Genomic DNA, 12,888 nt, shown 5'->3' with positions numbered 1-12,888 from the left:
CTCGCCACCCTGACGGTCGCGGCGCTGGTGGCGCTGCCGGTCCTGGTGGTGGCCAGCCGCATGCTCGTCGATACCGGGGGCGTGTGGGACCACCTCGCCGCGACGGTGCTGCCGCGCTATCTCGCCAACACCGCCGGCCTCGTCGCCGGGGTCGGCACCGGCACCTTCGTGCTCGGCGCCGGCACGGCCTGGCTGGTCACGATGTGCCGGTTCCCGGGCAGTCGGGTCATGGAATGGGCGCTGCTGCTGCCGATGGCGGTCCCGGCCTACGTGATGGCCTACACCTATACCGACCTGCTGCAGTTCGCGGGGCCGGTGCAGTCCGGCCTGCGCGAGGCGTTCGGGTGGAGCCGCGGCGACTACTGGTTCCCCGACGTGCGCACGCTGGGCGGGGCGATCGTGATGATGACCTTCGTCCTCTATCCCTATGTCTACCTGCTCGCGCGCGCGGCCTTCCTCGAACAGTCGGTCTGCGTGCTGGAGGTCAGCCGCACGCTGGGGCGGGGGCCGTGGAGCAGCTTCTTCCGGGTGGCGCTGCCGCTGGCGCGGCCGGCGATCGTCGCCGGCCTGGCCCTGGTCCTGATGGAGACGCTGGCCGATTTCGGCACCGTGCAGTACTTCGCGGTCGACACCTTCACGACCGGCATCTACCGGACCTGGTTCGCGATGGGCGAACCGGTGGCCGCGGCCCAGCTCGCCGCGGTCCTGATGCTGTTCGTGCTGGCGCTGCTCCTGATGGAGCGGGCGTCGCGCGGCGCCGCGCGCTACCACCACACGACCGGCCGCTACCGGCGGCTGCCGGCCCATCGCCTCTCCGGCCTGCGCGGGGTCCTGGCGCTCGCGGCCTGCGCCCTGCCGCTCGCGGCCGGGTTCCTGGTGCCGGCGGGCGTGCTGGTGGCCCTGTCGGCGGGCGGCGGCGATGCGCTGCTCGGCAGCCTGTTCCTCGACCTGGCGACGAACAGCCTGATGCTCTCGGTGGTCGCCGCGGGGCTGGCGGTCGCGCTCGCGGTGGTGCTCGCCTACGGGCTGCGGCTGCATCCGACGCCGCTGCTGCGCGGTGCGGTCCGCATCGCCTCGATGGGATACGCGATCCCGGGCTCGGTGATCGCGGTCGGGATCATGATCCCCTTCGCCCGCGCCGACAACGCGCTCGACGCCTTCATGCGCGCCCAGTTCGGCGTCTCGACGGGCCTGCTGCTGAGCGGCACGGTGGCGGCGCTGGTGTTCGCCTATCTGGTGCGGTTCCTGGCCGTGTCCTTCAACACGGTGGAGGCGTCGCTCGGCAAGATCCGGCCGACCATGGACCAGGCGTCGCGCGTGCTCGGCCACACGCCCGGGCGCACCTTGCGGCGGGTTCACGCGCCGATGATGCTGGGCAGCCTGCTGACCGCCGGCCTGCTCGTGTTCGTCGACGTGATGAAGGAGCTGCCGGCGACGATGATCATCCGGCCCTTCAACTTCGAGACCCTGGCCGTCCGGGTGTACCGGCTCGCCTCCGACGAACGGCTGGCCGAGGCGTCGACCCCGGCGCTCGCGATCGTCGCCGTCGGCATCCTGCCGGTGATCCTGCTGAGCGTCGCGATCACGCGCTCGCGCCCCGGCCACGGCGAGCAGGGCTGAAAGAGAAAGGGCGCGCCCCTTCCGGGACGCGCCCCCTGCCTGGGACCGCTCAGCGCCAGCCGGCGCGGTCCATGATCTTCAGCGCCTCGGCGTTGTTGCGCCCGAACTCCGCGGCGTTCAGCTCGTCCTCCTTGAACTTGCCCCAGGAGGCCAGCGTGTCGTGCAGGTCGACGCCGTCGGCGACCGGGAACTCGTAGCTGGCCTGGGCGAACAGCTCCTGCGCCTCGGGGCTGACGAGGTATTCCAGGAAGCGGACGGCGTTCTCGCGGTTCGGCGCGTTCTTGGCGACGCCGGCGCCGCTGACGTTCACGTGGGTGCCGCGGTCGTCCTGGTTCGGGAAGAAGACGCCGACCTTGGACGCGACCTCGCGGTCCTCCGCCTTGTCGGAGTTGATCAGGCGGGCGAGGTAGTAGTTGTTGCTGATAGCGACGTCGCCCTCGCCGGCGGCCACGGCCTTGATCTGGTCGGTGTCGCCGCCCTGGGGCTCGCGCGCCATGTTGGCGACGACGCCTTCGGCCCATTCCTGGGTCTTCTCGGGCCCGTGGGCGGCGAGCAGGGCGCCGACCAGGGACTGGTTGTAGACGTTGCTCGACGAGCGGACGAGGACGCGGCCCTTCCATTTCGGGTCGGCGAGGTCCTCGTAGCTCGACAGCTCGGACGGCTGGACCCGGTCCTTGGCGTAGACCAGCACGCGGGCGCGCTTGGCGAGGCCGAACCAGTGGCCCTCGGGCTCGCGCAGATGCGCCGGCACCGCCGCCTCGAGCGTCTCGGAGCGCACCGGCTGGAGGACGCCGGCCTCCTGCGCTCGCCACAGCCGGCCGGCATCGACGGTGATCAGGACGTCGGCGGGGCTGTTCGCGCCTTCGTTGCGCATGCGCTCCACCAGCTCGTCGTCCTTGCCCTCGATCAGGTTGACCTTGATGCCGGTCTGCTTCGTGAAGTTGTCGTAGAGAGTCAGGTCGGTGTCGTAGTGGCGGGCCGAATAGACGTTGACCTCGGCGGCCGTCGCGGCCGCCAGGCCGCCGAACAGCCCGATGCCCGCGATGGCGGCCAGCAGGCCGCGCTGGTGGAACGACATGGATTTCCTCCGGTCTGCGAAATGAGAAAATGCGATGCATTCTCAAATTCCCGCATCCATCGCAGGCCCGGGCGGCCCTGTCAAGTGAGATTGCGACCCAGTCGCAGCCTGCCTCCCGGCGCCCGCGTTAGAGGGCCGTGACATCGTCCGCGCGTAAATGAAGCGGAAACTTTTCTGCGCACATTCTGGCGCGAAAGTGGCGCAATTGCGCCGCGGCGAAGGCCTAGGGCGTCGCGACAAAAAAGTGGTACGCGGCGACGGCCTGGGGTATTGCTTCTTCGGGATGAACTGGGGGACGTCTAGGATGCGGTGGATCAAGATCCTCACGGTCTTCGTGGGAACGCTGATCGGGGTGTCGGCCCAGACGGCCCACGCCAATCAGTTCGGGATCGACACGTCCGATTTCGGGCCTGAAGGGGTCTGGAACAATTACTGCGAGATCGACCGGATGACCGACATGGCATCCTGCCGGCTCTACATCTACCGCCTGTACGAGAACGGGCGGGAGGTCGAGTACGTGTCGCTCAGCGTCATCCCGACCGGCGGCAGCTTCGCGATCTTCCTCAGCACCAGCGAAGGGCTGATCGACAGCTGCTCGATCCGCGTCGACCGCCAGGACAAGATCGACACCCGCATGGCCTCGATCAACATGTGCGTCTTCGCCGACGTGACCGGCGCGCAGGTGGTCGAGCAGTTCAGGAACGGCTCCGCGCTGCTGGTGCGCTCCAACTTCCTGCGGGCCGGCCGCCGCGACGTCGACTTCACGCTGAGCGGCTTCACCCGCAACTTCGAAGAGATGCAGCGCGCGATGCACATCGCGCAGCGCTGACCGCGCGATGCACATCGCGTAACGCCGACCGCGCGCTGAACATCGCGCCGAGCGTCAGGGCTGCGTCGTCGGGACGATGACGCCGCAGGCGATCGGCAGCCCCGCCCTGCCGAAGGGCTGGGTCAGGTAGTCGTCCGGGCTCTCGTGCAGGATGATCGACGTCCCGCCGGGGGCGAAGATGCCGGACGCGCCGCCGTCCAGGCGGATGCGATCGGTGAAGATGTCCGCCTCGACGCGGCCGTCGGCTCCCGCGAAGACGTTCGGCAGGTCGCCCATCTTCGGCCCGGTCGACGCCAGGAAGCCGTGGGCGCGGCCCAGCGGGTCGAAGATCTCCCCGGCGCCGATGAAGCCCGGGCCGTCGCAGCTTCCGTTCTCGTGGACGTGGAGGCCGTGGCCGTCGCCCGGGACGTTCTCCATGCGCACATGGACCAGGGCGCCGTTCGGCGTCTCGGCGAAGGCGATCGTGCCCATGGGCCGGCCGTCGGGCCCCTGCATCACCGCGCGGGCGAGGGTCTGCTGCTGCGGCCCCTCGGGGAGCGGCGGCCTGTCCTGCGCCGACGCCGGGAAGGCGATCAGGAGCAGGAGGGCTGCCGTCAGCGGCGCGCGGTCGGATCTCATGGGCGTCTCCGTGGGTTGCGGGTCGACATGCCTGCCAACCCGTCCCGCGTGCCGCCGGTTCCCCGACGGCGCCCCCGACGGCGCCCCCGACAGCGCTTGCTCAGCCGGCGCGCCGCCGTCCCGGGCGGCGCGGTCCCGCCTGTCCCCGGTCCTCGTCGAACAGCTCGGCCAGCTTCTCCATCATCGTGCCGCCGAGCTGCTCGGCATCGACCAGGGTGACGGCGCGGCGGTAGTAGCGCGTCACGTCGTGGCCGATGCCGACCGCGATCAGCTCGACCGGGGAGCGGGTCTCGATCCACTCGATGACCTGGCGCAGGTGCCGCTCCAGGTAGTTGCCGGCATTGACCGACAGGGTCGAATCGTCGACCGGCGCGCCGTCGGAGATCACCATCAGGATGCGGCGCTGCTCCGGCCGGGCCAGCAGGCGGTTGTGCGCCCACATCAGCGCCTCGCCGTCGATGTTCTCCTTGAGGATGCCCTCGCGCAGCATCAGGCCGAGGTTCTTGCGCGCCCGGCGCCACGGCGCGTCGGCGGATTTGTAGACGATGTGGCGCAGGTCGTTGAGGCGCCCGGGATTGGGCGGCTTGCCGGCCGCGATCCACCGCTCGCGCGACTGGCCGCCCTTCCAGGTCCGGGTCGTGAAGCCGAGGATCTCGACCTTGACCGCGCAGCGCTCCAGCGTCCGGGCGAGGATGTCGGCGCTCATCGCCGCGATCGTGATCGGCCGGCCGCGCATCGAGCCGGAATTGTCGATCAGCAGGCTGACGACGGTGTCGCGGAAATCCGTCTCCTTCTCCTGCTTGAACGAGAGGGGGAGCACGGGGTTGGCGACGACGCGGGCGAGGCGCGCGCTGTCCAGCATGCCCTCGTCGAGGTCGAAGGCCCAGGCGCGCGTCTGCTTGGCCAGCAGGCGGCGCTGCATGCGGTTGGCCAGCCGCGAGATCACGCCCTGGAGATGCTGGAGCTGCTGGTCGAGCAGGCTGCGCAGGCGCGACAGCTCGTCCGCGTCGCACAGCTCCTCCGCGGCGACGATCTCGTCCAAGTCGGTGGTGAACGTCTTGTAGGTGGCCTGGTCCTGGTCGTTGCGCCCGTCCGGCCGCCAGGGGCGCGCGGGTGCTCCCGGCTCCTCGGAGCCTTCGCCGTCCTCGGTGTCGCCGGACGCCTCCTCGGCGCCGGCCTCCATCATCGCTTCGGCGTCGCCCTCGCCGGTGTCGTCGGCCGACATGGAGGTGGTCTCGCCGCTCTCCTCCTGGCCGCCGCGGGCCTGGCCGTCGTTCTCGTCGGTGTCGTCGGAGGCGTCGCGGTCCTCGTCCTCCGGCTCGCTGGGCTCCGGCTCGCTGCCGACCTCCATGTCGAGCCGGGTCAGCAGCTTGCGCACCTCGCGCGCGTAGGCCTGCTGGTCCTGCGCCATCGTGCCGAGGGACTGGAAGTCGCGCCCGACCCGCTCCTCGATCCAGGGACGCCACAGGTCGACGGCGTGTTGGGCCGAGGGCGGCGGCGGCTCTCCGGTCATCGCCTCGCGCGCCAGCAGGCGGACGATCTCGGGCAGGGGGGCGTCGTCGCGCTGGGTGATGCGCTCGAAGCCCTGGCGCCGGTAGCGCTCGTCCAGCGCCGCGCCGAGATTGGCCGCAACACCCGGCATCGCCCGGGCGCCGATCGCCTCGCAGCGCGCCTGCTCCAGCGCCTCGAACGCCGCCTTCGCCCCGTCGCCGAGCGGCAGCAGCCGGCTGTGGACCGTGTCGTCGTGGTGGCGCAGCCGCAGCGCGACCGCGTCGGCGGCCCCGCGCACGGTCGCGACGTCGCGGGGGTTGAGGTCGCGGGCCGGCACCGGCACGCGCGCCCGGCTGCCCAGCAGCCCCGGCGGGTCGCCGCTGAAGGTGACCTGCACGTCCTCGCGCTCCGCCATCGCGCGGATGGCGGCGGCGGTCGCGCGCTTGAAGGTCTCGACCGGGCTCTCGTCGTCGGCCATCCGTTCCTCGTCAGGCGCCGGGGGTGTCAGGCGACATGGGCGCGAACGCCCGATTCGGGCAGCTCCGTGCCGAAGCAGCGCTGGTAGTACTCGGCGACCGTGCTGCGCTCCACCTCGTCGCACTTGTTGAGGAAGGTGGTCCGGAACGCGAAGGGGATGTCGCCGCCGAAGATCAGCGCGTTCTCCGCCCAGGTGATGACGGTGCGCGGCGACATCACGGTCGAGATGTCGCCGTTCATGAACCCGGCCCGCGTCAGGTCGGCGAGCTGGACCATCGCCGACACGACCTTGCGGCCCTTCTCGTCGTCGTAGGCCGGCACCTTGGCCAGCACGATCCGGGCCTCCTCGTCGTGCGGCAGGTAGTTCAGCGTCGCGACGACGTTCCAGCGGTCCATCTGGCCCTGGTTGATCTGCTGCGTGCCGTGATAGAGGCCGGTCGTATCGCCGAGCCCGACCGTATTGGCGGTCGCGAACAGGCGGAACGCGGGGTGCGGCCGGATCACCTTGTTCTGGTCGAGCAGCGTCAGCTTCCCCTCGACCTCCAGCACGCGCTGGATCACGAACATCACGTCCGGCCGGCCGGCGTCGTACTCGTCGAACACCAGCGCGCAGGGGTTCTGCAGCGCCCAAGGCAGCAGGCCTTCGCGGTACTCCGTCACCTGCATGCCGTCGCGCAGGACGATCGCGTCCTTGCCGATCAGGTCGATGCGGCTGATGTGGCTGTCGAGGTTGATGCGGATGCAGGGCCAGTTCAGCCGCGCCGCCACCTGCTCGATATGGGTCGACTTGCCGGTGCCGTGGAAGCCCTGGACCATCACGCGGCGGTTATGGGCGAAACCGGCAAGGATCGCGAGCGTCGTCTCGTGGTCGAAACGATAGGTCTCGTCGATTGCGGGCACATGCTCCGAAGGCTGGCTGAAGGCCGGCGCCTGCATGTCGGTATCGATGCCGAACATCTGGCGGACCGACACCTTGATGTCGGGCCGGGCGTTCGCGGGCATGCTGGGAAGGGGCTGTTCGGAGACCATGGCGTTCCGTTGTTCTCGTTGTCTGCTGTGGTTCAGGGGCCGTAGGCGGCCTTGAGCGCGTTGTAGGCCTGGTTGATCAGCTTCAACCGCTCCTCGGCCTGCTTGTCGCCGCCGTTCGCGTCGGGATGGTGGAGTTTGACCAGCTCCCTGTATCTGGCCTTTATCCGCACGAAGTCCACCGGCGCCTGGAGGTCGAGCGTCTCGAGTGCGGCGTCCTCCTCCGTCCGGGGTGGCCGGCGGGCGGCCTCCTCCTCGGCGCGCGCCCGCTGCCCGGCGTCGCCGAAGCGGTAGCCGCGCAGGGCCTCGTCGCGGAGCGCGTTCTCGCGCACGCGCCAGTTGCCCATGGGCCAGGTCGGGCGTTGCCACGACGTGTCGTAGCGCAGGTGCCGCTCGATCTCCCCTTCCGACATGCCGGCGTAGAAGTCCCACGCCTTGTTGTACTCGCGGACGTGGTCGAGGCAGAACCAGAAGTAGTCGTTGAGGCGGTCGCGCGCCTTGGGCGCCCGGTACTCGCCCGCACAGTCGCAGCTCGGCACGTCGCAGGCGCGAGGCGCCGGCGGCGGTTCTGGCTGGTACCGGGAGGACGTACGGACGCGGTTCTTATGCATCGCAAAATTATGGTCGGCCCATCCGCTTCTGGCAAGCACCCCCCGTCGGGGATTCCGCCCGCGAATCGGGCATCCCAGCGGTTACGTCAGGGCATCTTGACACGGTGCCGGCCCCGGCAGCACCCTCCGGGCCCGTTCGGGCCCCCACCGCCACTTGGCCGCCAGCCCGGCCGCCACCCCGACAGCCAGGAGAAAGGCGCCATGGAGATCGCGACGCGCATCCGCGCCAAGCTGACCGAGGCCCTCGCGCCGACCCGGCTCGAGGTCGAGGACGAGTCGCACCGCCACGCCGGCCATGCCGGCCACGACCCGCGTGGGGAAAGCCATTTCCGGGTCACGGTGGTGTCGGACCGGTTCGCCGGGCGCGGCCGGGTGGAGCGCCACCGCATGGTCAACGCCGTGCTGGCGGAGGAGCTGAAGGACCGCGTCCACGCCCTCGCCCTGCGCACCCTGACCCCCGGCGAAGACGCCTGAAACCGCCGCTGTTTCGCGCCCGCCAAGCAATCATACGATGAAAGCGAGGGTCCCGGACATGGATTGCAGTACAACTGCAACCCATACGTCTGCATTGCGTCTGTCGAGACATGTTTTGCGCATACCAATGTGGTTGAATTTGCTCCCGAATTGCGTAGGATCTCCTTAGCGCAACCGCATGCAACCCGGACGTGATAACTAAATTACAGCTTTATCGCCCAGGGATTGCGTGTGCTCCGCAGAAGGTTATCGCCGCATGTCAGACGATTCGCTCAGCAGCCCGGGTTCCATCGACGGTAAGAGCACGCTGGTCAGCCGCAACGTGACGGTGGCTGGCCACCGCACGAGCATGCGGCTGGAGCCGGAGATGTGGAACGCTCTCTACGACATCTGCCGCCGCGAGCGCGTGAGCATTCACGCCCTGTGCACGGAAATCAACGAACGCAAGGCCCCGAACTCGTCGCTCACGGCGGCGATCCGGGTCTTCCTGATGGCCTATTACCAGGCGGCCGCCACGGAAGAGGGGCATGTGCGCGCCAACCACGGTGCCGGCCGGCCCTTCCAGGGCACGCCGTTCAACCGCGGCGGCGACGACCGCGTCACCGAGCTGCCGCGCCGCAGCCGCGTGCGGTCGCGCCAGCTCGTCCAGCACGTCGAGCGGCTGATGCCGCCGATCGCCCTCGACTGATCGGGCAGGGCCGACCGGCCCCGGCTGGTTGGGCAGGGCGCCGGCCGGTCTCGTTCCGGCCGCGCCCCTCAGCCCTCGTGCCTGGGCGCCGGGCCGGTGTAGTGGGCCGGCCAGAGCCTGCGCACGGCCTCGCCGTCGCTGCGGAACGCATGGCAGCTGTCCAGCAGCCGTGGCCGCTCGTTGCTGGGCGGGCCGGCCTCCTGGCGCCGGTTCCGCTCGCGCGCCCGTGCCGGATAGATCGTCTGGAACGCCGTGGTGGCGACCGGGCCGAGCAGCTCGACCAGGTGCGTGCATCCCTCGGCGCCGCCCAGCAGCTCGCGCACCTTGCGCGTCCAGCCCGGCGCGACCTTGAGGCCGACCAGGCGCTGGAAGTTGCCGGTGATGCCGCCGCACACCTCGAACGGGCTCTTGTCCGTCACCGCCTCGACGGCCGTGACCAGGAAGTCGTCCGTCAGCGTCAGGCGGATCCACATGTCGTGGACGGGGTCGCCGGGCTGGACGGTGCCGCGCCAGTCGTTGTCGAAGGCGTAGGTCTTGACGTCCGTGATGTGCCCCTCGATGTCCCAGAGGCCGTCGGAACGGCGGTAGCCGTTGCAGGTCACGGTTCGGGTGTGGAGCGGCTCGCGCGCCGCCGGCTCGGAAAGCGGCATGGGGACCGGAAAGTGACGTGTCGGGGCAGCGCGGAGTATCGGCAGGGGTTCCCGGCGGGTCAAGGCCGGGCGCCGGACGCGGTTGCAGGGCAGGGCTGCGCCGCCGGGCCTACTCGGCGCGGCGCGGTGGCAGGGGGCGGCGCAGCTCCGGCGGGGGCGTCACGCGCAGCGCCGTGATCTGGTGGCGCTGGCGGCGCAGGATCTCGAACCGGAAGCCGTAAAAGCTGAAGGTCTGGCCGACCTCCGGTATCCGCCTGGCCTCGTACAGGACGAGGCCGGCGATCGTGGAGGCCCGGTCGTCGGGCAGGCGCCATTCGTATTCGCGGTTGAGGTCGCGCAGCGTCACCCAGCCGTCGACGACGTAGCTGCCGTTCGGCTGCGGCCGGACGCCGGCGACCGCGACGTCGATCTCGTCGGTGATGTCGCCGACAATCTCCTCCAGGATGTCCTCCAGGGTCACGACCCCCATCAGCGAGCCGTACTCGTCGACGACGAGGGCGAAGTGCTCGCGCCGCTGCCGGAACGCCTGGAGCTGGTCGAACAGGGTCGTGGTGTCGGGGATGAACCAGGGCTGGGCCGCGATCGACAGGATGTCCAGGGTGTCGAGGTCGCCCTGGTGGCCGCGCACGGCCCGCAGCAGCGCCTTGGCGTGCAGCACGCCGACGATGTTGTCGGCCTCCCCCTGCCACAGTGGGATGCGGGTGAACGGGCTGTCCAGGATCTCCTGGACGATGCGCGAGGCGGGCTGGCCGGCGTCGATCATCACGAGGTTGCGGCGGTGGGTCATGATCTCCATGACCTCGACGTCGGCGAGGTCCAGGATCGAGCGCAGCATCGCGCGCTCGTGGCGGACCTCCTCCTCCTCCTGCTCGGGCACGCCCCGGTGCAGCTCGATCGCGCCGCGCAGCTCGTCGATGGTCGAGGCGAAGGCGACCTCGCGCATGTCGGTCCCGAACAGGCGCAGCACCGCGCCGACGATCCAGGTGATGAAGCCGGTCGCCGGCGCCAGCAGCGCGACCAGCAGGCGGACCGCCGGCGCCACGCCCAGCGCCGCCTTGTCGGCGTGGTGCAGCGCGTAGGTCTTCGGCAGGACCTCCGAGAAGATCAGGACCAGCAGCGTCATCACGATCGTCGCGTAGGCGATGCCGGCGTCGCCGACCAGCCGGATCAGCGCGCTGGTCGCGAGCGCCGAGGCCAGGATGTTGACGAGGTTGTTGCCGAGCAGGATCGCCCCGATCAGCCTCTCCTTGCGCTCGCGCAGGCGGTTCACGATCGTGGCGCGGCGGTTCCCCTCGCTCTCCAGCGCGTGCATCCTGGCCCGCGACGCCGCGGTCAGCGCCGTCTCCGAGCCGGAGAAGAAGGCCGAGAGGACCAGCAGCACGAGGATTGCCGCGCCGGTGATCCAGAGTGTCACGTCCATGCCCGTCGTCCCTTCCGGCCCGCGCTCAAGCCGGGTCGCCGTCGCGAAGCATCCGGAGCACCGCCTCGGGATCGACGTCCTTGGCGACGAAGCTGCGGCCGATGCCGCGGGCCAGCACGAAGGTGAGGCTGCCCTGCCGCGTCTTCTTGTCCTTGCCCATATGGGCCAGCAGCTCCTCCGGGACGCGCATCGCCTCCGGCACGTCGGCGAGCCGGTGGGGCAGCCCGACCGAGCGGAGGTGGCGCGCGACGCGGGCCTCGTCCTCGGCGGCGCACAGCCCGAGGCGCGCCGACAGGCGGAACGCCAGCACCATGCCGATCGCCACCGCCTCGCCGTGCAGCAGCGTGCCGTCGTAGCCGGCCGCCGCCTCCAGGGCATGGCCGAAGGTGTGGCCGAGGTTCAGCAGCGCGCGCTCCGCCGATTCGCGCTCGTCCGCGCCGACGATCCGGGCCTTGGCCGCGCAGCTCGCGCGGATCGCCGCCGTCCGGGCCGCGGCGTCCCCGTCGATCAGGTGCCGCCCGTTGTCCTCCAGCCAGCCGAAGAAGGCGGGATCGTCGATCAGGCCGTACTTCACGACCTCGGCGTAGCCCGCGAGCAGCTCGCGCGGGGGCAGGGTGTCGAGGGCGGCGGTGTCCGCCAGCACAAGCCGCGGCTGGTGGAAGGCGCCGACGAGGTTCTTGCCGTGGCGGCTGTTGATGCCGGTCTTGCCGCCGACCGAGCTGTCGACCTGGGACAGCAGCGTCGTAGGCACCTGGACGAAGTCGATGCCGCGCAGCGCCGTGGCGGCCGCGAACCCCGCCAGGTCCCCGACCACGCCGCCGCCCAGCGCCAGCAGCAGCGTCGAGCGGTCGATGCCGCGGCCCAGCAGCTCCTCCAGCAGGTTCTCGAACTGCGCGAAGCTCTTCGTCCGCTCGCCGGCCGGCAGGACGACCGGCTCGCCCTGCGGGGTCACGCCCGCGTCGCGCAGCCCCCGGAGCAGGGGCTCGAGGTGGAACCGGGCGACCGCCTCGTCGGTCACGGGCACGATCCGGCGGCCGGGCAGGGCGCCGGCCAGGATGCCGCCGGCCCGCGCGATCAGGCCGGGTCCGATCAGGATGTCGTAGCTGCGCGGGCCGAGCTCGACCCGGACGGTGTCAGTCATCGCGTCCCTTCCGGTTGGCGCGCCAGATAGGCCTTCAGCGCCGCCAGCACGCGCCCCGTCGATTCGGCCAGCGGCGCGTCGTCGGTGGCGACCGTGACGTCCGCGCCGGCATAGACGGGATAGCGCGTCTCGATCAGCCGGGCCAGGATGTCCTTCGGGTTGCCCTGCCTCAGCAGCGGCCGGTTGTTGCGCCGGCCGGTGCGCGCGACCAGGACGTCCAGCTCCGCCTTCAGCCAGATCGAGATGCCGTGGTCCCGGATCAGCTCTCGGGTCTGCGGGTCCATGTAGGCGCCGCCGCCGGTCGCCAGGACATGCACCGGCTCCTCCGTCAGCAGGCGGGCGATGACGCGGCGCTCGCCGGCCCTGAACTCGGCCTCGCCGTAGCGCGCGAAGAACTCCGGGATCGTGCAGCCGGCCGCCGCCTCGATCTCGTGGTCGGCGTCGCGGAACGGCAGGCCGAGGCGCGTCGCCAGCCGGCGTCCGATGCTGGTCTTGCCCGCCCCCATCAGGCCGATCAGCACCACCGTCCGCGGCGGCGCGACGGCCGGCGGTCCGGACCGGGAGGCCGGGCGGAGCTGGTATCGGGAATCCGTCATGTCCGGTGTCGTTTCCGGTATCGTTCTCGCATCGGGCCGCCATGGGGCTTGTGGTTGCTGCCCAAAAATGGCCATGGTGCTAATTAACACACACGACTCACCCTGTCCCCAAGAGTACGTTGTCGCCGTGGCCCGTTCCCGCACCCGCACCCTCGGAGGCACCGCCTCC

13 protein-coding genes are annotated in these 12,888 nt (G+C 70.6%); 4 read left to right on the top strand and 9 right to left on the bottom strand.

Annotated elements, in window-relative coordinates; all coding sequences use genetic code 11:
• Nucleotides 1-1,620: ABC transporter permease (locus tag VGO20_RS18655; RefSeq protein ID WP_327503883.1), on the top strand; the 1,620-nt coding region annotated here is incomplete at its 5' end.
• 49 nt (nucleotides 1,621-1,669) lie between these two features.
• On the opposite strand, the gene VGO20_RS18650 is transcribed toward VGO20_RS18655, so the two are convergent.
• Nucleotides 1,670-2,698 (bottom strand): Fe(3+) ABC transporter substrate-binding protein, encoded by a 1,029-nt coding sequence (locus VGO20_RS18650; RefSeq protein WP_327503882.1) that lies wholly within the window; start codon nucleotides 2,696-2,698, stop codon nucleotides 1,670-1,672.
• Between the two features lie 304 nt (nucleotides 2,699-3,002).
• On the opposite strand from VGO20_RS18650, the gene VGO20_RS18645 reads away from it, so the two are divergent.
• On the top strand, nucleotides 3,003-3,527 hold the full coding sequence (locus VGO20_RS18645) for a hypothetical protein (protein ID WP_327503881.1): 525 nt from the start codon (nucleotides 3,003-3,005) through the stop codon (nucleotides 3,525-3,527).
• A 54-nt stretch (nucleotides 3,528-3,581) separates the two neighbouring features.
• On the opposite strand, the gene VGO20_RS18640 is transcribed toward VGO20_RS18645, so the two are convergent.
• From VGO20_RS18640 to VGO20_RS18625, 4 genes are all read right to left on the bottom strand, one after another.
• A complete protein-coding gene (locus VGO20_RS18640) occupies nucleotides 3,582-4,145 on the bottom strand; it encodes a superoxide dismutase family protein (protein ID WP_327503880.1) in 564 nt (187 codons plus the stop codon).
• 100 nt (nucleotides 4,146-4,245) lie between these two features.
• Entirely contained in the window at nucleotides 4,246-6,114 is a 1,869-nt protein-coding gene (gene cobT, locus VGO20_RS18635; RefSeq protein WP_327503879.1) for a cobaltochelatase subunit CobT, read from the bottom strand.
• A 26-nt stretch (nucleotides 6,115-6,140) separates the two neighbouring features.
• Nucleotides 6,141-7,115: a cobaltochelatase subunit CobS gene (cobS, locus tag VGO20_RS18630; RefSeq protein ID WP_414639850.1), complete on the bottom strand. Its 975-nt coding sequence runs from the start codon at nucleotides 7,113-7,115 to the stop codon at nucleotides 6,141-6,143.
• A gap of 59 nt (nucleotides 7,116-7,174) precedes the next feature.
• Entirely contained in the window at nucleotides 7,175-7,678 is a 504-nt protein-coding gene (locus VGO20_RS18625; protein ID WP_327503877.1) for a J domain-containing protein, read from the bottom strand.
• A 273-nt stretch (nucleotides 7,679-7,951) separates the two neighbouring features.
• Between VGO20_RS18625 and VGO20_RS18620 the strand changes: the two genes are divergently transcribed.
• Both VGO20_RS18620 and VGO20_RS18615 read left to right on the top strand, forming a co-directional pair.
• Nucleotides 7,952-8,224, top strand: a complete 273-nt coding sequence (locus VGO20_RS18620) for a BolA family protein (RefSeq protein ID WP_327503876.1) — start codon at nucleotides 7,952-7,954, stop codon at nucleotides 8,222-8,224.
• 256 nt (nucleotides 8,225-8,480) lie between these two features.
• A complete protein-coding gene (locus tag VGO20_RS18615; RefSeq protein ID WP_327503875.1) occupies nucleotides 8,481-8,912 on the top strand; it encodes a ribbon-helix-helix domain-containing protein in 432 nt (143 codons plus the stop codon).
• 68 nt (nucleotides 8,913-8,980) lie between these two features.
• Here the strand turns inward: VGO20_RS18615 and VGO20_RS18610 are convergent, their stop codons facing one another.
• The 4 genes from VGO20_RS18610 to VGO20_RS18595 all read right to left on the bottom strand — a co-directional run bounded on the left by VGO20_RS18610 (nucleotide 8,981) and on the right by VGO20_RS18595 (nucleotide 12,719).
• Nucleotides 8,981-9,562, bottom strand: coding sequence for a DUF2889 domain-containing protein (locus VGO20_RS18610; protein ID WP_327503874.1), 582 nt, complete (start codon nucleotides 9,560-9,562; stop codon nucleotides 8,981-8,983).
• Between the two features lie 109 nt (nucleotides 9,563-9,671).
• Entirely contained in the window at nucleotides 9,672-10,982 is a 1,311-nt protein-coding gene (locus VGO20_RS18605; RefSeq protein ID WP_327503873.1) for an HlyC/CorC family transporter, read from the bottom strand.
• 25 nt (nucleotides 10,983-11,007) lie between these two features.
• Nucleotides 11,008-12,123 (bottom strand): 3-dehydroquinate synthase, encoded by a 1,116-nt coding sequence (gene aroB, locus VGO20_RS18600; protein WP_327503872.1) that lies wholly within the window; start codon nucleotides 12,121-12,123, stop codon nucleotides 11,008-11,010.
• Nucleotides 12,120-12,719 (bottom strand): shikimate kinase, encoded by a 600-nt coding sequence (locus tag VGO20_RS18595; RefSeq protein WP_327503871.1) that lies wholly within the window; start codon nucleotides 12,717-12,719, stop codon nucleotides 12,120-12,122. Before VGO20_RS18595 ends, aroB begins: the two co-directional genes overlap by 4 nt.
• Between the last annotated feature and the right edge of the window lie 169 nt (nucleotides 12,720-12,888).

The organism is Arenibaculum sp., assembly GCF_035998295.1.
Lineage (GTDB): Bacteria > Pseudomonadota > Alphaproteobacteria > Azospirillales > Azospirillaceae > DASYHS01.
The sequence above is the reverse complement of the archived record's forward strand: the minus strand, read 5'-3'. Positions and strand labels throughout refer to the sequence as shown.

Coding starts and splice junctions, on each gene's coding strand:
- VGO20_RS18650 (WP_327503882.1), bottom strand. CDS start 2,698: ATGTCGTTCCACCAGCGCGGCCTGCTGGCCGCCATCGCGGGCATCGGG.
- aroB (WP_327503872.1), bottom strand. CDS start 12,123: ATGACTGACACCGTCCGGGTCGAGCTCGGCCCGCGCAGCTACGACATC.
- VGO20_RS18610 (WP_327503874.1), bottom strand. CDS start 9,562: ATGCCGCTTTCCGAGCCGGCGGCGCGCGAGCCGCTCCACACCCGAACC.
- VGO20_RS18605 (WP_327503873.1), bottom strand. CDS start 10,982: ATGGACGTGACACTCTGGATCACCGGCGCGGCAATCCTCGTGCTGCTG.
- VGO20_RS18645 (WP_327503881.1), top strand. CDS start 3,003: ATGCGGTGGATCAAGATCCTCACGGTCTTCGTGGGAACGCTGATCGGG.
- VGO20_RS18595 (WP_327503871.1), bottom strand. CDS start 12,719: ATGACGGATTCCCGATACCAGCTCCGCCCGGCCTCCCGGTCCGGACCG.
- VGO20_RS18615 (WP_327503875.1), top strand. CDS start 8,481: ATGTCAGACGATTCGCTCAGCAGCCCGGGTTCCATCGACGGTAAGAGC.
- VGO20_RS18620 (WP_327503876.1), top strand. CDS start 7,952: ATGGAGATCGCGACGCGCATCCGCGCCAAGCTGACCGAGGCCCTCGCG.
- cobT (WP_327503879.1), bottom strand. CDS start 6,114: ATGGCCGACGACGAGAGCCCGGTCGAGACCTTCAAGCGCGCGACCGCC.
- VGO20_RS18640 (WP_327503880.1), bottom strand. CDS start 4,145: ATGAGATCCGACCGCGCGCCGCTGACGGCAGCCCTCCTGCTCCTGATC.
- cobS (WP_414639850.1), bottom strand. CDS start 7,115: ATGCCCGCGAACGCCCGGCCCGACATCAAGGTGTCGGTCCGCCAGATG.